The sequence below is a fragment of the Providencia sp. PROV004 genome (genome assembly GCF_011045615.1).
GTDB lineage: Bacteria > Pseudomonadota > Gammaproteobacteria > Enterobacterales > Enterobacteriaceae > Providencia > Providencia rettgeri.
Map to the genome: position 1 here is coordinate 2,286,652 of NZ_CP042859.1, position 17,730 is coordinate 2,304,381.

General features: G+C 38.5%; 19 protein-coding genes and 1 riboswitch. Of the genes, 7 read left to right on the top strand and 12 right to left on the bottom strand.

Annotation, left to right across the window (positions count from 1 at the left end; all coding sequences use genetic code 11):
* Window positions 1-128 precede the first annotated feature (128 nt).
* The gene (rlmA, locus tag FVA69_RS10145) at window positions 129-953 is read left to right on the top strand and encodes a 23S rRNA (guanine(745)-N(1))-methyltransferase (RefSeq protein ID WP_004911290.1); all 825 of its coding nucleotides are present in this window, start codon (window positions 129-131) and stop codon (window positions 951-953) included.
* A 31-nt stretch (window positions 954-984) separates the two neighbouring features.
* On the opposite strand, the gene mntP is transcribed toward rlmA, so the two are convergent.
* The 8 genes from mntP to pabB form a co-directional block, all read right to left on the bottom strand.
* Window positions 985-1,566, bottom strand: a complete 582-nt coding sequence (gene mntP / locus FVA69_RS10150; protein ID WP_004911288.1) for a manganese efflux pump MntP — start codon at window positions 1,564-1,566, stop codon at window positions 985-987.
* A 46-nt stretch (window positions 1,567-1,612) separates the two neighbouring features.
* Window positions 1,613-1,757: riboswitch (yybP-ykoY riboswitch) on the bottom strand.
* Between the two features lie 151 nt (window positions 1,758-1,908).
* Window positions 1,909-2,367 carry a DUF986 family protein gene (locus tag FVA69_RS10155; RefSeq protein WP_164528800.1) on the bottom strand — a complete coding sequence of 153 codons (459 nt, stop codon included), beginning with the start codon at window positions 2,365-2,367 and terminating at the stop codon, window positions 1,909-1,911.
* Between the two features lie 89 nt (window positions 2,368-2,456).
* Entirely contained in the window at window positions 2,457-3,308 is an 852-nt protein-coding gene (locus FVA69_RS10160; RefSeq protein WP_102138691.1) for a PTS mannose transporter subunit IID, read from the bottom strand.
* Between the two features lie 12 nt (window positions 3,309-3,320).
* The gene (locus FVA69_RS10165; protein ID WP_004253851.1) at window positions 3,321-4,124 is read right to left on the bottom strand and encodes a PTS mannose/fructose/sorbose transporter subunit IIC; all 804 of its coding nucleotides are present in this window, start codon (window positions 4,122-4,124) and stop codon (window positions 3,321-3,323) included.
* 80 nt (window positions 4,125-4,204) lie between these two features.
* Entirely contained in the window at window positions 4,205-5,173 is a 969-nt protein-coding gene (manX, locus tag FVA69_RS10170) for a PTS mannose transporter subunit IIAB (protein ID WP_204163271.1), read from the bottom strand.
* A gap of 665 nt (window positions 5,174-5,838) precedes the next feature.
* Window positions 5,839-7,203: an L-serine ammonia-lyase gene (locus tag FVA69_RS10175; RefSeq protein WP_004911271.1), complete on the bottom strand. Its 1,365-nt coding sequence runs from the start codon at window positions 7,201-7,203 to the stop codon at window positions 5,839-5,841.
* Between the two features lie 280 nt (window positions 7,204-7,483).
* A complete protein-coding gene (locus tag FVA69_RS10180) occupies window positions 7,484-8,044 on the bottom strand; it encodes a CoA pyrophosphatase (RefSeq protein WP_109912500.1) in 561 nt (186 codons plus the stop codon).
* Window positions 8,037-9,407, bottom strand: a complete 1,371-nt coding sequence (pabB, locus tag FVA69_RS10185) for an aminodeoxychorismate synthase component 1 (RefSeq protein ID WP_109912501.1) — start codon at window positions 9,405-9,407, stop codon at window positions 8,037-8,039. Before pabB ends, FVA69_RS10180 begins: the two co-directional genes overlap by 8 nt.
* Before the next feature lie 124 nt (window positions 9,408-9,531).
* On the opposite strand from pabB, the gene FVA69_RS10190 reads away from it, so the two are divergent.
* A complete protein-coding gene (locus FVA69_RS10190) occupies window positions 9,532-9,711 on the top strand; it encodes a YoaH family protein (RefSeq protein ID WP_004911263.1) in 180 nt (59 codons plus the stop codon).
* 180 nt (window positions 9,712-9,891) lie between these two features.
* Complete coding sequence (yebF, locus tag FVA69_RS10195) at window positions 9,892-10,257, top strand: protein YebF (protein ID WP_115167167.1); 366 nt, start codon at window positions 9,892-9,894, stop codon at window positions 10,255-10,257.
* 76 nt (window positions 10,258-10,333) lie between these two features.
* Here yebF and FVA69_RS10200 read toward each other — a convergent pair whose 3' ends face one another.
* A complete protein-coding gene (locus FVA69_RS10200; RefSeq protein WP_004253885.1) occupies window positions 10,334-10,564 on the bottom strand; it encodes a DNA polymerase III subunit theta in 231 nt (76 codons plus the stop codon).
* A 306-nt stretch (window positions 10,565-10,870) separates the two neighbouring features.
* Between FVA69_RS10200 and ftnA the strand changes: the two genes are divergently transcribed.
* From ftnA to FVA69_RS10220, 4 genes are all read left to right on the top strand, one after another.
* Window positions 10,871-11,374 carry a non-heme ferritin gene (gene ftnA / locus FVA69_RS10205; RefSeq protein ID WP_004911254.1) on the top strand — a complete coding sequence of 168 codons (504 nt, stop codon included), beginning with the start codon at window positions 10,871-10,873 and terminating at the stop codon, window positions 11,372-11,374.
* Between the two features lie 238 nt (window positions 11,375-11,612).
* Complete coding sequence (copC, locus tag FVA69_RS10210; RefSeq protein ID WP_164528801.1) at window positions 11,613-11,999, top strand: copper homeostasis periplasmic binding protein CopC; 387 nt, start codon at window positions 11,613-11,615, stop codon at window positions 11,997-11,999.
* Between the two features lies 1 nt (window position 12,000).
* Window positions 12,001-12,897 carry a copper homeostasis membrane protein CopD gene (copD, locus tag FVA69_RS10215; RefSeq protein ID WP_109912504.1) on the top strand — a complete coding sequence of 299 codons (897 nt, stop codon included), beginning with the start codon at window positions 12,001-12,003 and terminating at the stop codon, window positions 12,895-12,897.
* A 64-nt stretch (window positions 12,898-12,961) separates the two neighbouring features.
* Window positions 12,962-13,309 carry a YebY family protein gene (locus tag FVA69_RS10220; protein ID WP_042851603.1) on the top strand — a complete coding sequence of 116 codons (348 nt, stop codon included), beginning with the start codon at window positions 12,962-12,964 and terminating at the stop codon, window positions 13,307-13,309.
* Window positions 13,310-13,730: 421 nt separating this feature from the next.
* On the opposite strand, the gene FVA69_RS10230 is transcribed toward FVA69_RS10220, so the two are convergent.
* The 3 genes from FVA69_RS10230 to yebS all read right to left on the bottom strand — a co-directional run bounded on the left by FVA69_RS10230 (window position 13,731) and on the right by yebS (window position 17,652).
* Window positions 13,731-13,964 carry a DUF1480 family protein gene (locus FVA69_RS10230; protein ID WP_004253902.1) on the bottom strand — a complete coding sequence of 78 codons (234 nt, stop codon included), beginning with the start codon at window positions 13,962-13,964 and terminating at the stop codon, window positions 13,731-13,733.
* 147 nt (window positions 13,965-14,111) lie between these two features.
* Window positions 14,112-16,451, bottom strand: a complete 2,340-nt coding sequence (locus FVA69_RS10235; RefSeq protein ID WP_110731969.1) for a PqiB family protein — start codon at window positions 16,449-16,451, stop codon at window positions 14,112-14,114.
* Window positions 16,426-17,652 carry a membrane integrity lipid transport subunit YebS gene (gene yebS / locus FVA69_RS10240; RefSeq protein WP_110731968.1) on the bottom strand — a complete coding sequence of 409 codons (1,227 nt, stop codon included), beginning with the start codon at window positions 17,650-17,652 and terminating at the stop codon, window positions 16,426-16,428. The genes FVA69_RS10235 and yebS overlap by 26 nt, the downstream gene beginning before the upstream one ends.
* Window positions 17,653-17,730: the final 78 nt, after the last annotated feature.

The following is a 17,730-nucleotide window of genomic DNA, read 5'->3' on the forward strand; positions in this document are numbered from 1 at the left end:
GACACCCGCTAATGTTTTTTTATTACTTTTAGAGAACAAAAAATACAGTTAAAAAGCAAGATATATAACAGAAAGAAAACTAATTTGAATATGGTATACTCCCCCTTATTTTTAAATCAGTGACTGCTATGAATTATCAATGTCCTCTCTGTTTTACACCACTAAATCTTGCTAATAACAGTTATCGTTGTGCAGAAAATCATCAGTTCGATTGTGCAAAAGAAGGCTATGTTAACTTGTTACCTGTACAGCATAAACGTTCTAAAGACCCCGGTGATAATGCTGAAATGATGCAAGCGCGTAGGCAATTTCTTGATGCAGGGCATTACCACCCTATGCGTGGAAAGGTGGCAGAAAAACTTATTCAGTTTATTCCATCATCTTGTACTAGCCTGCTGGATATTGGGTGCGGAGAAGGGTATTACACAGACTATTTTTCACGAGAACTTGCAAAACATTTTGAAAAATATACAGTTTTAGGCCTAGATGTTTCGAAGGCTGCGATTCGTTATGCGGCGAAACGCTATAAATCCGTTCGTTTTTGCGTTGGTACAAGTCATCGCTTGCCATTTTCTGATAACAGCTTGGGGGGAATTGTACGAATTTACGCACCCTGCAAGGCACAAGAATTAAGTCGTGTATTAGTTTCTAAAGGTATGTTAATAACCGTTACGCCTGCGGCGGAACATCTGCAAGAATTAAAAGCGTTAATCTACGATGAGGTTAAGTTACACCCAGCGAAAGATGAAGATCTGCCAAATTTTTCGTTAATAGATAGTTGCCAACTAAATTATAAGATGGCGCTGACTGGGCAAGAAGCTTATGAATTATTGATGATGACACCATTTGCTTGGCGTGCATCAGAACAGGTTAAAGAGGATTTACAGAAAGCAGAGGTGAAAGAATATACGGCTGATTTTTTAATTCGTGTTTATCAATCTAATGCAGAGTAGAGCTATTGCCCCCATATAGGGGGCACAAAAACTAATGGGCATACATAAATAATTCAAGGTGCTCAAATAAGATATTAAAACCAATACCTATTAGTACCAATCCACCGATAATTTCTGCTTTTTTTCCGAGTAATGGGCCTACATAACGGCCAATCATCATACCGATAGTGGCCATGATCATTGTCATTAAGCCAATAGTCATTGCAGTATGAACGATATCTACTTGTAAGAATGCTAAGCCTAAGCCGATGGCCATCGCATCAAGGCTGGTGGCTATTGCAGAAAAAATCAGGCTTGTTGAGCTATGACTAGAAGGTTTAGAACAGCATTCTTCATCTTTTGTTTTAATGCTCTGCCAGATCATCCTAGCACCTAAAACAAATAATAAACCAAATGCAATCCAATGATCCCAGCGGATAACATATTGGCTGGCTAAAATACCGATGCCCCAACCAATAATGGGGGTAATGGCTTCAATAAAACCAAAGATAAAACCAGTACGGAGAATTTCTCTAAAGCGGGGTTTATGAAGCACTGCACCTTTACAAATAGCAACAGCGAAGGCGTCCATTGACAGGGCAAGGGCTAAGATAAGGGTAGCATAGAAACTCATAACAGAACCTCGGTTGGGTGATTCCATATACACATAAATTACCCCCAACCAAAAGGCTTATTTATGTGTCTATGGTCTTGCCAACCGAATTTTGGTGTCCGCACCACGTTTGAAACCAAACGAGTATGTTGATACGGACTTTCTGGTATTATATATGAAACCAGAACAGGCTACTCCCCAATGACGTGGAAAGAAAGATACCATAATTTATATTAAAGGCAACACTTAATTAATTGTGGATATTAAACGGTAGTGAGAATTATTATCAACAAGGTTATTGGTAAAAACAAGGTTAATTAAATTAATAATTAACCTTGTTTTTAGTGACAATATAAAATTTATTTACTTATGATTAATAAGGAATTCATAAATTCGTTGTAAATCATCAAGATGTGAAACTTGGATGTTAATTTTCTTTTTTTCTAAACCTATTATTAATACACCGTCTTCGGATAAGTTCATTGTTTTTATTCTGTCATATAATATAAAGGCATTGGCAAAATAAAAACCAGTTTGTTTAAAGAATAGCTTTGGTGTTCTTATAAATGCCAAATAAATTGACATGAAAATAGTAATCAATAATAAGTAAGTGGTTAATAAATTACCATGGTGTACAATATTTGTATAAATAACGATACAAATTAGAACAATAAAAATAATAGCATCTGCTCGATGTTTTCTTTTTAGATTAATTTTTAATAAGGTTTTACCCTTTAACAAATGCTGAATGAATTCATCATAAATCGCATAAACAAGCATGATCAAAATGATTATAGCAAGAATGGCATCATTGAAGGTCATTTGTGAGCCCTTGGATAAGTAAACATAATGCAGAGCTTAAAATTAAAAAAGGGAGGCTGCAACCTCCCAATTCAAATAATGATGGAAAATTATGGCGCCAAGAAGTTCAGCCAAGCACCAAGGATACCCAAGCCAAAGAAGCCGATAATAATCCACAACGCGTTGACTTTACGACGCAACAGCCACATGCAGGCGAAGGTTAGCAATAGCGGGACTAAGCCTGGCATGAGTTGATCAAGGATCATTTGGACCGTGGTAATATCTTCAGTGCCCGTTGTTGGGTTTTTGATCCGTGAAACTTCAAGTGGGATATTGACATGTGTCCATTTGTTTACTAATGCCCCCATGACAAACAAACCGAGAATGGATGCTCCTTCGGTGAGCTTTTGTAGGAAACCGCCACCAATATCTTGAACAATATCAATCCCTTTTTTGTAGCCATATGAAACACCATAGTAAAGGGTTAATAAACGTACAAGGTTAAACAAAACAAAGAACAGTAGAGGGCCAAGTAAGCTACCTGTCATTGCGATACCGGCACCGAGAGCCGCAAATACAGGGCGAACAGTTCCCCAGAAAATGGGGTCACCAACACCGGCTAATGGCCCCATTAGACCGACTTTGATACCATTTATTGCACCGTCATCAATGTCTGCACCATTGGCACGTTGCTCTTCCATTGCCATTGTGACACCCAGAACAGGCGCTGCAACATATGGATGGGTATTGAAGAACTCAAGATGGCGTTTAATTGCTTGTTTCCTATCATCATTATTTTCTGGATAAAGACGACGAATAACCGGAACCATTGAATAGCAGAAGCCTAGGGCTTGCATACGTTCAAAGTTCCAAGAACCTTGCAATAGGTTAGACCGTAAGAATACGCCGCGAATATCGCTTTGTGTAAGCTTTTTAGCTGTCGGTTTTGTGATATCTACCATTATACGTTCCTCCTAGTCTAGCTCATTATCAAGGTTGTTATTGCTACTATTTCCTTGGGTAACAACAGTTTGTGATTTATTGTATTTTGGACTGAGTTGGATATATAAAATAGCCATCACAGTACCGATTACCCCAAGTGCAACTAGGTTGAAGTCAGTAAATGCCGCGGTAACAAAACCTAAGTAGAAGAATGGCATTAAGTAGCCTGCGCGCATCATATTGATGACCATCGCATAACCGACAACGACAATCATACCACCCGCAATATTAAGACCATCAGTAACAACTTGTGGGATAGAATCCAACATTTGTTGTACTTCTGATGTACCAACCGAAATGGCAACAATCAACGCGGGTATTGCGATACGCATCGCTTGCAGTAGTAATGCAGATATATGAATAAAGCCAATAGCCGTTAAATTGCCATTGAGGGCGGCTTTATCGGCAGCATGTTGGAATGCAACTGTCACAGTACGAACGATAATGGTTAATACTTGACCGGCTGCTGCAAGTGGGATGGCAATGGCAATACCTGCACCAATACTTTGACCACCGGCAATGACGAGGATAGTTGAAATAATCGAGGCTAAAGCGGCATCAGGTGCAACAGCAGCACCGATATTCATCCACCCAAGTGCGATCATTTCTAATGTACCACCGATGATGATACCCGTTTTCATATCTCCCAGAACGATACCTATAAGTGTACAAGCAATGAGAGGACGGTGAAATTGGAATTCATCAAGGATTGATCCCATCCCCGCGATACACGCGACGATAAAGACCATTACTATTTGAACAACGGTAAGTTCCATTGTTTAATCTCCTGTAACCAAAAGTTTTAAAATCTGTTTTGAGTAATGGATTAAAATCAATATAAAAATTGCGATAGAAATTATTTTTTGAGCTTATTAATCAAGTCCATCATGTAAACTTTGCTATCTGATGAAACTTTCCTGACTTCAAGTTCAATATTTTTGTCGTTCAAATAGTTAAATGCATCAATGTCTTCTTGGTTGATAGAAACGGCATTTGTAACCATGGTTTTCCCATCATGGTATGCCATGCCACCAATATTCACGGATTTCACGTCAACGCCTTCTTCGACGATACGTTTAACATCAGTTGGGTTAGTGAAAAGCAACATAACACGCTCACCGGCATATTTCGGGTTGTTATAAACGCGAATACATTTAGCCACATCGACAACATGCGCGGTGACACCTGGTGGTGCGACTTGTTTCAGCAATGTTGAGCGAACTTGGTCTTTAGCCACGTCATCACTGACCACAATAATGCGTTTAACTTGAGTTTCTTTCGTCCAGCGTGTTGCGACTTGTCCATGAATTAATCTGTCATCCACACGGGCAAGTGCGATCACCATATGTTCGCCAGGGCCAGCTTTCACTGGTGCTGGGGCAGGGGTACTGGCTGCTACAGGAGCGGGTTCTACTTCTACTTCAGCTTCTTTGAATTTAAATGAACGAACCCCCCCGCGTCCTGTTTCAAGTGCGACAGTGATTAGCTCATTCATAGATGGATCATCATCACGGCACATAAAGGTTTCAACTAACATTGGAACATTCACGCCTGTGATAATGTCATAATTACTATTTTCATTAACAATGCGACTAGCGGCGTTAAATGGACTGCCTCCCCATGTATCAACAAGGAATAAGACACCCTTTGATGTATCTAAATCAGTTAGCTTTTGGGTGTACTTATCAAATAGGGTGTCTGCGTTTTCCCCAGGGATAAAATCAATAAACGACACATTTTCTTGTTCGCCTATTAACATCTCGGTTGTTCGAAGAAGCTGCTCTGCAGCGACTCCGTGTGTACCAATCATAATAGCTATACTCACTATTTTTCCCTCATAGATAGATAAAACAAAATATCATCTGTTGATAAAATGGACACTTAAGTTAGACTCCTTTTTATCAGTTTCCCCTGTAAGATAATTTTAGCTGAATAATTACAAACGTCTCATAATATTCATGAGCTAACTCATGGTGTTGTTAGTATCAATTACATTATTAGCATATCATCTCGTGTTATCCTAAAAACTTGTTTCGCGTCAGAAAAATAAGAATACATCTAAAAAATGATATTAAATTGCAGTTAGTTGCTGTTTATTTTTATTTGAAAAGATCAATAAACTAAACATTTATCATTTATTGGTTTATAATTTTGTTATCGGTAACAAAAATAGCCAAAAAAATAGTGTAATATTGATTTTTAGAGTGAAAAACAACCAAATTTCAATGGGGAACGGTTGTCTCTCCGTCATGTCAAAACAGTCTTTAGCACAAAATAGTATGAATTTTGTTTTGATGTGGTTTGTTGAGTATAAGAAAATTGAGTTAATTCAATGAAAAAACTGTGGGTAATTGATTAGTTGAATTGGACTATATGGGAAGAGAAGCATAGCAAAAATAGAAAAAACTTTTTAATGCATGCTAAAAAAGCACCCTCAAAATCCTGTTTAAAGTGATAACAGAATAGAAAAGGGTGCTTAAGGATTAAAAATCAGTCACATTGTACTTTGATGGCTAACCCGCCTCGGGATGTCTCACGATATTTTGCATTCATGTCTTTCCCTGTTTCGTACATAGTTTCAATGACTTTATCAAGTGAAACTCGTGGTTCGCTTGTTCGACGTAGAGCCATACGTGTGGCATTCACTGCTTTAACAGAGGCGATTGCATTTCGTTCAATGCAAGGAACTTGAACTTGGCCAGCGACAGGGTCACAAGTTAAACCTAAATTGTGCTCCATGCCGATTTCAGCAGCAATACACACTTGCTCAGGGCTACCACCGAATAATTCGGCCAGGCCAGCCGCGGCCATCGAACATGCCACACCGACTTCACCTTGGCAGCCAACTTCAGCACCTGAAATGGACGCATTCATTTTGTATAAAATACCAATAGCGCCTGAAGCTAAGAAATAGCGCATATATAACTCAGGCGTTACAGGTTCTATACAATGGTTATAGTAAGCTAATACGGCAGGGACGATACCACATGCACCGTTAGTCGGGGCTGTGACAACGCGACCACCTGCAGCATTTTCCTCATTCACGGCTAAGGCATACATATTGATCAGGTCAACCACATTCATTGGGTCATTAGATAGCTTACTTGTTGAGGTCACCATTCGGTTAAGTGCCGGTGCACGACGAGGTACTCGTAATGGGCCCGGTAAAACACCTTCGGTGTTTAAACCACGCTCGATACAGGCTTGCATGGTATGCCATACATCAGCAAAATAGGCTTCAATTTCTTCTTTGGTATGAAGGTCTAACTCGTTTTTCATCATTAAGCTAGAAATAGAAAGACCGGATTTTTTGCAATTTAATAGTAGCTCTTCCGCGGAATTAAATGGATAAGAGACGGGTTTGCTATCAAGCGTTGATTCGCCAAAATGCTCTGCATCGACAATGAAACCACCACCAATGGAATAATAGGTTTTGGTGTAAATTTCATCATTATCGGCAAAAGCATGAATGGTCATGCCATTTTCATGTAATGGCAGGTTATCTTGACGAAAATTCATGCCACCCTCATTAGGGAAGTCAACGACTTGAAGGCCATTTGCTAATGATAACTTTTCTGTTTCTTCTACATTCTTGATAAAAGTTGGGATGGATTCAATGTCGACAGTGGCAGGCAAATTACCTGCTAGCCCCATAATAATGGCGATATCAGTATGGTGCCCTTTTCCAGTAAGCGATAATGACCCATAAACATCCACTGAAATACGAGTGACGTTAGGTAATAAATTTTTGCTTACTAAATCATCGACAAATTCTTTCCCAGCTTTCATTGGACCAACGGTATGAGAGCTTGAAGGGCCTATGCCCACTTTAAACATGTCGAAAACGCTTATCACGCAGGACTCCTTAAAAAAAAGATGAAAATGTAGTGCATTATTTTAAAAGACGCTACTTTACTGTTATTTAGTAGTGTTAACCAGTAAGTTTAAAGTATTTTTTGAAATAAGGTAGTTGCTGAAGGGTAATTGATTGTAAATAGCACAAAATGTCTGTGATGTGGCTAAAAAAACAACATGTGGTAGAGGTAAATTTTGTCATATATGACGCGATATCTTGTCATCTTAAATAGATTTTACTGCAATAGTGGCATTGTATGGTGAAAAGTTGTGTTAGCCGTTAATCTAACTGCAAGGCAAGTTGGTGAATAATCGAAGCGGTTAATCCCCAAACCAAATGGCCTTTATACCAATAAAAAAAGATGCGGTTATGCTGTCCTGAACGCTTAATATCGACATATTTATGATGTTGCAATGAAAGCGCATCAAACAATGGAACTTCAAAGATGTCAGCGACTTCACTGGGGTTAGCCTGATATTGAATATTATTTGGTACAAGCCCAACAATTGGCGTAACTTCATAACCACCATAACTTTGTAAAGGGCTTAACTGACCCAGTACGGTGACTTTTTCCGGTGGGATGGCGACTTCTTCATAAGCTTCACGTAAAGCGGTATTCACAAGCGTTCCATCCTCTGGGTCACTAGCCCCGCCAGGAAAGGCGACTTGGCCTGCATGGGAGCGTAAAAAAGGAGACCTTTGGGTGAGAAGTAATGTTGGGTTTGGTTTATTGATAATGGGTAAAAGAACAGCCGCCGATTTACCCGCCTTAGCTTCAAATTGGCGGGTAGCCGGTAAAGTAAACTGAAAACGATTGATAAAGTTATTCAGTTCAGTCATCGTTATTGAGTGCTCCTAATAAAGGTAAGATCAGGCTTAATTTATCAAAGGTTTCTTGATACTCTTTGTCTGCTTGGCTATCGGCAACAATACCACCGCCAGCCCAACAATAAACCTGTTTTTTATATGTCAGTAAAGTACGAATAGTAATATTGCTATCCATATTGCCATTGAAACTAATATAGCCTATTGCTCCACAATAGCCATGTCGGCGATGGGGTTCTAATTCTTCAATTATCTCCATTGCACGGACTTTCGGTGCGCCGGTTATTGACCCACCAGGAAAACACGCTCGTAATAAATCAGTTGCACGGTATTGGCTATCTAACTTTGCCGTGACGGTACTAACCAGATGATGTACTGCCGGGAAAGCTTCAACAGCAAATAATTCAGGAACACTGACCGTACCCGGTTTGGCGACGCGGCCAATATCATTACGCAGCAAGTCGACAATCATTAAGTTCTCTGCGCGATCTTTTACTGAATTAGACAATTTTGCTACTTGAGCAAGGTCATCTTGTTCATTGTCTAAGCGCGGAAGCGTTCCTTTGATTGGGCGGGTTTGAATATCTCCATCTTGCAAAAAGATAAAGCGTTCAGGTGAAATACTGATAACCGCATTTTCGGGAAGACGTATAAAAGAAGAGAAGGGAGCACCATTGCGATCAAGTAGTGCTAAAAATGCATTCCATTCATCCCCTTTATACTTGGCTTTAAATCTTTGCGCTAAATTGATTTGATAGCAATCACCATTACGTAAATATTCATGGATGCGCGCAATATTATGATGATATGCCTCTTCTGACATATTGGATTGCCATGCAGAGGTTAATTGAAATTTATTTTTACGTGGCCTTTTTTGGTTGTTTAGCCAAGCTAACCGGGCATCAGCATCATCATAACTAATTAATGTAGTGGTTTTATCATGATGATCAACAATGAGAGCCCATAAGTAGATGCCAACTGCCATGTCTGGAAATTGTAGTTCTGCGGTCGAAATTTCAGGTAATTTTTCAATGCGGCGCCCTAAATCGTAACTCCAAAGGCCGAGAGCCCCCCCGTTGAAGGGACACTCGGTCTCTTCCTGGCGTTTTGGTTGGTATTTATCCAGCAATCCTTGAAGGAGTTTAAAAGGGTCTGACTCAGAAACGAGAGAGGCGTGATTTTGTTCTGTAATAGTTGTTTTAAGCTGATAAGTCGTCAGTGTGGCAATCGGGTCAGCAACGATAATATCAAAGCGATTATGTAAGTGTTTTGCATTACCTGAATGTAATAACATCGCCCATGGCAGGTGTGCCAATGGGGTAAAATAATCAATGGCTGCATTTGGGCTATAAGGTAGTTGGATTTTTTTGATAACCATAATGATGAGTTTAAATTTCCGCAAGTGAATCAATACAGGTTAACATATATTCTTATCTTAATAGTCGAAGAAATGTTAAAATCTTAATCATTGATTTTAGTCTTTTATTCATGAGGTTTAAACCATGTTTTCTGGTATGCCAGCACTTAATCACGAAGAACAGCAAGAAGCTGTTGAAAAAATTCATCAATTGATGGCGGAAGGTATGAGTAGTGGTGAGGCGATTGCAATAGTCGCTCATGAAATTAGAGAAAAGCACCAAGGTAAAGAACAGATCCACGTTCGTTTCGATGATGAAAATTAATAATCTATAAACATACTATTAACATTCATGCATAAATCTGATAGATTAATATTAGTTAAGTCATTCTATTTATCAATGAAGACTAGATAATAACCAGAAGATAACTGGTATCTGGTAGGCTGAAATAAGCCGCTAAACTAATCAAAAATCTTTACCTAGTAATAGGTATCGGAGGATGGTATGGAAGCGAATCGAAAAATTGCTGTAATTTTAGGTGCTTGTGCTCTGGTTTTTAGTTCTTTTGCGTTAAGCGCAAATAATGAAGAAGGTAAAGCTGCGCCTTTCGTCAGTTGTGGTACGCTAACTGAGCCGCAAATTGCAGCACAGGTGAAAAGTGACTTTATGCATAATCGTTTGCCTCGTTGGACAGATGAAAAAGCGGCTTTAGGCAAAAAAGCGGTTGCTTGGGTCAATGATGGTGAAGTCACTAAAACTGAAACAGGTTACACCGTACCGCTGGTTGTTCGAGGTGCAAAATCCGATTTGCATTATTCAGTTGCGGTAGACTGCCAAAATAATACCGTGACATATAATACAACTAAATAAATTTTTTATTGAATATCAAGGGATAACCATTAAGGTTATCCCTTTTTTGTGTCATTTTTTCTGTGTATCCGTGAGCCTAGCGATTACGTGGTTCATAAGGCATACGAGCAAAATTTTGTGACAGCTGACGGTAGTATACTAATCGCTCTCTGAAGTATTCCCTTAAGTGTTCAGGTTGTTCTCGCTCAACAGCTTCAGCAATGATGGCAATGTTATAGCGTTCTTTAAATGCAACACCAGAAGCCAAAAGGTCGACATTGACCTTATCCATTTCATCTTTAGGCAATAAAGCAAGGTTGTGACTCATATTTGATCTCTACGGTTAAATTCATACCTTATTATTGTAACTGGATAATGAGAAAAAATCTCATTACATTAATTGTAATAATAAAAATAAGAGTTAAATTTATCTATTTATATATTTATATATTTATATATTTAGCTATTAATAGAAAAACAGGGAAAGATAATGAGATTGATTATTATTGTTTTTAACAAAAGTTATTAATTATCAGTAAATTGGATTTTTTTGTTTTAAGATTGTTTTAGGGTTTTAATTATTGTAATACTGTGCATAATATACGCATGAATGATTAACCGATAAGGCTTAAATATGTTAACTACAGATATGGTCAAAAAATTAAACGAGCAATTAAATCTTGAGTTTTATTCTGCAAATCTCTATTTGCAAATGAGTGCTTGGTGTAGTGATAAAGGCTATGAAGGCGCTGCAGCGTTCTTAAAAGCACACTCACAAGAAGAAATGGAACATATGCAGCGTTTATTTGATTATCTTAGTGACACTGGGGCGTTGCCACTGTTAGGGCAAATTGCTGCGCCGCCCGTTGATTTCAAATCAATTAGTGATGTATTCACCCAAACTTATGAACATGAGCAATTAATTACTCGTGAAATTAATAAATTGGCTCATTTAGCAATGACAACACAAGATTATTCTACATTTAATTTCTTACAATGGTATGTTGCAGAGCAACATGAAGAAGAGAAATTATTTAAATCAGTACTGGATAAACTGGATATGGTGGGTGAGTCTGGTAAAGCACTATTCTTGTTAGATAAAGATTTGAAAAACCTGTCTGCGGCAACGCATGTCTAATCTACACACCAGTAAGTAGATAGAAATCTAGTTTTTCTCTCTACTTGATGCATAAAGACCTCTCTAGGCTTATGGGCATGAATTCTGTAATTCAATGTTCATAAGTCTTTTTCTTTTCATTTTGTGTGAAAACTCACAGGATAGGCCGATAAAACCCATTTTTAAGCGGTAAAATGGTTTGTTTTCCGTATAATGATTGGCAATTATTCTAAATTCACCTGCAAATTAAGAGGTTACTATGCCAATTAACCCTATTAAATCTTCATGGCGCAAACTTAGCGCTGTCGCCGTTCTATTTTTAGGCATGTCTTTCCAACAAGCATTTGCCCATGCACAATTAAAAGACCAGCTTCCTGCTGAAGGTACGGCAGTGGAGCAAGCGCCAGAGTCAATCTCATTAAGCTTTTCTGAAGGTATCGAAGTTAATTTCACTAAGGTCAGTATTATCGGGCCTGAAAATAAAATAGTAAAAACCGGTAAAGCAACGTTAGACCCGAGTAACGACACTAAAGTGGTCGTTCCTGTGGAAGACAAGCTCATTGCTGGGAAATATGATGTTAATTGGAGCGTCGTTTCTGTCGACGGACACAAAACAAAAGGAACGTATAGCTTTACAGTGAAATAATATGTCACTAGAAGCTTTTTATACCCTTATTCGCTTTATTCATTTTATCGCTGCAATATTGATGTGTGGAATGTCAATATTTGCAGTGGTACTTAGTCGCGGCTCATTTAATTATTTATTAAGCCGCTATTTGAATAAAGGCATTTTCTTTTGTGCCATTGTTACTGTCTTAACAGCCTTCAGCTGGATGATTGCGCAAGCGGGTCTGATGGGTGATGGTTGGGAAGATAGTATTGATTGGCAGATATGGCAAGGGGTTTTAGGGACGTCATTCGGCCAAGTATGGCGTTGGGAACTTTTGTCATCTGTATTATTGCTATTGGTCTTATTTATAAAATCAATTCAATTACGATTGAAACTAATATTAGTTTTTTCAGTGATCCTGCTTGGTTTGCATGCCTTTATTGGGCACGCGGCCATGCATGATGGCCTACTCGGAACATTCCATCGTATTAATCAATTTATTCATCTCATTAGCTCTGCATATTGGTTTGGCGGTTTGTGGCCATTTTTAATTTGCATCCAATTTTTGCGCAATAAAAAAGAAATGGCAGAAGGGATGGACAAACAAATTGTGAATACCATGATGCGTTTTTCGCGCTTCGGCCATATCGCTGTTGTACTGGTGGTCATTACAGGGATCATTAGTGCAATAACACTTTTACCTGGCTGGCCATTAAATTATTCAGGGTCAGAATACCAATCACTACTTTGGTTTAAGATCATTTTAGTGGGAGGAATGCTTTTATTAGCGATTATCAATCGTTATTACATCGTACCTATTATTAAGCAAAAAGGGCGAGTCAATTACCTAATCATTAACAGTTGGGTTGAGTTACTGTTAGGTACGATGGCGATTCTTTCTGTGGCAATTTTTGCAAGCTACCAACCAATCTAGCTAAACTTTTATATTTAATTGATAATATGTAAAGATATCTTCAATGTTTAATAAGGTCACTACCATGAAATTTAAACTCATTATTTGCTCACTGTTATTGGGTGGAACCGTGAGCACTGCTTTTTCTGCACCGTTAACATCCGTGAGTAAAAAACAATTTGGTGATGATTGGCCATTTACTCGAGAGGAAGTCATGTTAGAGTGCCGTCATAATGGGGCTTTGGTCGTCATTAACCCTGCCACGCTAATGCAATACCCATTAAACGACATAGCGACTGAATTGATGATCAAAAAAGAAATTAAAGCACAGCCTATTGATGTGCTGCTTAAGCCTACCGATAGCACCAAAACAGTTGAGGAAAGAATATTACCTATAAAAGAAGCTGCTGCAAAATTGTGTGCGAGCAATTAAATTTATCGTTCAGTTAAAATGTTCAATCTAGAAGGGATATGGAAAACAAAAATTATTGTTATTATTCAATGCATTGATTAATTGAAAGGTTTGAGTGATTGTATGTATAGGTATAACCTATTAAACAAATAGTTCAATTTTAGAAAATTAAGAAATAAATTGTGTTAATAATATGTAAAAATATTGATAATAAATATGGTAAGAACGTGCATTGAAAGCTAGTATTAGAGTGTACTTTGTAACGTCTCAATGGCAATTTTAGCGCACGGCTCTGCCAGAGCCATTTCCCAAGGCCCGGTAATCGGAATCTACCAGGCCTCTTTTTTTGCCTATTATTTTGTCAGTTCTCATTTCATATCAGCTTATCGGTTCCTACCTATTTATATGCTTAGTAAATAACCTAAGAGTACTAACAAAACTATTAAGCAAGTTTCATCACCCAATGGTGATTTTCTTTGTCATAACGATCACGGTAGAGTAGAACCGGTTTTTCATCTAAAGTGGCAGGAATACTTGTATGCTCGTCCCAGCCATCAAGTTGCATGCAAAAGTCTGTATCAGAATCACATGGAATACTTACTGTATCACTTTTATGGGAAGCCATAACCGCATCATTAATTTCATAGGAAGATATTTTCAATTTTACAATACACATAACAGCACCTCATTCATCGATTTTAACCATATATAATCAGCTCAACGAATTTAAGCATAGTATAAATGGAATTAATTTCCAAAATAATTTTTAAGGTGCTTGTGAGGAAAGGGTGCTATATATGGTTAATATGCACCCTAATAGTGATTATTTTTTCGGGATAGATGTTCCCCAGTCCACGTAATCTTTAGGGGGCTCTAATTTTAGGATGAAATGCTGTTCAGGCCTAGCTTGTGGGGCTAGAGGCACTGACGGCGGTGTAGCAAGGGAAATACCGCCACGTACAAATTGCTTGAAAGTCCCGCTTTTGGCAACGCCACCGGTTAAACCAAATGAAAAGTTAAAACCGGAAGACTGCCAAAACTCGGTATTATTGCGAATAAGATATTGGTATTCCTTGCCAATACGTGTCGCAACATATACGCGATCGGAAAGCTCTCCCAAATAAAGACCTGTAACAACACCGACTTCTAGGCCCCTAAACAAAATAGGTGTACCAATTTGGATTGCGCCTACATCAATAGCATCAAGGTAAATAGTTAAGCCGTCTAGATAACGCGAGTCTGTAATATTGGCAGTTTGTAATTCAAATTGATAACGGCTTTTACTGTTACGTCCCGGTTCAGCACTGATATAAGGCTGCAATATGCTATCTAAATTATTTAAACCCGCAGGGGATAATTCAGGTGTTACCACAGCGAAGCGACTTCCTAACCGGGTAAAGGTACTGACATATTCGGGGTATAGAATTGCTTTTGCTTGTACTTCACGTTTGTCAGATGACAATTTTAATGATTCAATTTGACCAATATTAATACCTAAATAACGGATTGGCATGCCTTCGGAAAGCTTTGATGCATCAAACGTGGTTAGCGTAATAATGCTTCCTATTGCCTTCGCAGATGTTTCATTTGGGTAAAGCGTGTGTTGTCGAGCAGTATTGGCGACGCCACCATCTAGGTTATCAAAGCTAATTGCACCGCTAATCGCTCGGCTCAGAGGCGCAGCTTGAACGGTTAAACCATTGCTATTAAGCTGAACTTTGGCGCCGCCTTCAGCCCAAAATACACTATTTTCTGTGAGTAAATGAAGATATTCATTTGAAATATTTACATTGATAGCAAACCCAGCTTTAGTTGGTTTAATGTCAATGATTTTGCCGACTGCAAATTGGCGATAAAGAACAATAGAACCGGCCTGAATGTCTGGTAGTGTCGTGGTATTTAGGGTGATAGTTGTAGGCGGTAAAGCGCCTAAAATACCCGCTTTTGCATTATCATCACTACGATATAAAGGAAAGGTTTCGGGAAGTTTATCTTGGCTTTGTCCAGCTATCAGGTGAATCCCGCCATCTAACCATTCTTGGGGGGTAGCGCCTTGGAATTGTAATCCATTAAGGCCTAATTGGATATCCACTCGGCTATTTGCAACAAATTTACTGTCTTCACGGACAAGGTGCTGGAACTCATCATAGATTAAGATACTAAAATTCACTTTTTCAGTTGCCAGGTGACGCTGTAACACCTCACCAACTTGAATGCCTTTATAAACAATGGGCTGGCCTTTATCGACACCATAAGTGTCATGTGCCCAAAGTGTTAGCATGAGGGGGTCTTTACCGTCTTGTTCTGCAGTTTTGGCTATTTTTTTACTATCTTGCAGAACAAATTGTTGTCCTTCTTCTGCTTGAGGACTGCTTTGTGGTGAGTCAAAAGCAATGGCGCCATTTATCACAGCAGAAAGGCTTTCCATTTTTACACTGGCTCCAGATTTAAGGTCGAAGCTACCTTGTAACCCAGATACATTCCAAAACTGACTCTCTTTACGTACTAAGTGAGCATACGGTTTTTTGATAACAGCAGAAATGGAAACACCTTGGTTATCTGGCAAAATGGTATAGTCTGAAATATAACCAACAGGTACTTTCCGGTAATAAATCGGAGAGTTTTCGTTTAATGAACCTAAATCTGGCGCAGTAAGGTGAATAAGTAATTCACCTTTATCTATGTTTAGCTGCGGTGGCGTATCCTGTGCAACAAAAGAGAATTGCTCTGTTCCCGTGCTTGGTAACATACCAATGTAGTTCCCACCAACTAACGCATCAAGGCCAGAAACGCCTGCTAATGATGCCTTGGGGGTCACTAACCAAAATTTAGTTCCTGAATTCAAGGCTGGACGCATGTCTTTATTCACACTAGCAGTAACAATAATGGTTTTCATATTTTTACTGATAGCAACAGATTGCACCAAACCAACTTCAACACCTTGGTAGCGGATAGGTGTTCGGTTAGCAACTACTCCGGGTGCAGATGTGAACTCAATAGTAATATCCGTTCCTCGTTCAACCCAATGCTGAAACAAAAGCCAACCGGCAATGAAAATAGCGACTAAAGGCAAAAACCAGAAAGGCGAAATATGTTTGCGTTTACGTAATAGAGCTTCTGATATTTCTTCAGAGGGTTCACTTTGCGGGTTTTGATTTTCCATAAGAATCCCAAATTAAACGGCTATCTAACCACTCAACAGCCAAAATTGTTAAAATAACGGCTGTACCAAAATACAGTGCGGCAGGCCCCATAGTAAAAGACATCAATTGATCGCGATTAACGAGTGTCATCATCAAAGCAATGACAAATAAATCTAGCATGGACCAACGACCAATCCATGAAACAAACCTAAGTAATTTCATACGTAAAATAGGGTCAGTATTGCTTTTGAAGTGGATGGAAAACAGTAGCAATATCATAATAATAATCTTAATAAAGGGAACCAATATACTGGCGATGAATACAATAATTGCAATTGGCCAATTACCTGAATCAATTAAAGAAACGACTCCAGAATAAATAGTGTCCTCTAAACGTTGCCCATTGAGATAAAAAATAGAGATTGGCATTAAATTAGCAGGAAATAATAGCACCATGGCAGCAATTAGTGCGGCCCATGTTTTTTGTAAACTATGCGGTTCACGATAGTGAAGAGGGCGATGACAGCGTTGGCATTTTTCATTGCTAGTTGTAGGGCCGCAATAATGACATGCTGTACAGACCAGTAAGTTATCTTGTACTTTTTTATTATTAATGGGATAAAATTTGTTCCATAGCTCATCTAAGTTTATGTGGATGAGGATTAATATACTGAGAATAGACATGGTAATAAAAGCGATTAAACCATGTCCAATGAAAACACTCGCATAATCTTGCATTTTAATCGCAGCAATGCCTAGCGCGATAAGGTAAACATCTAACATAACCCATTCTTTAATGTGACTTAATACTAAAAGAATAGGCCGGAGATTCAAATTGATATACTGACCAATAGATAACAATAAAATCAAAATGGGTAATATTAATGGGGCTGCAATAGCACAAAAAGCCACTATACTGGCCGTAAATGGATCCCCTTGTTGATTAATTAAGCGAATACCTTCAATGACATTTGCATTGATTTGGCTTCCTAATAAGTGAATAGAAATGAGTGGTTGCCAAAATGCAATAGGGGCAAGCATCAATAAAGTGATAGCCAGTATTGATAAACGGTTGAGTGACCAAGAACGCCCATCATTAAGTTGACTAAAACAGCGAGGGCAAACAACAACTTGCCGTATGTTGAATCGAGGAGTTAGTAACTTCTGATCGCAATGATTACAACGTTGAAAAAGCAAATCAGTGTGATTAATGTGGTTCATATTGACTCATTTTAGTTGGTTACCTCGATGTAATCTAGTGTAAAAAAATTTACCTCAAAGTGACAAATTGGTAACCTT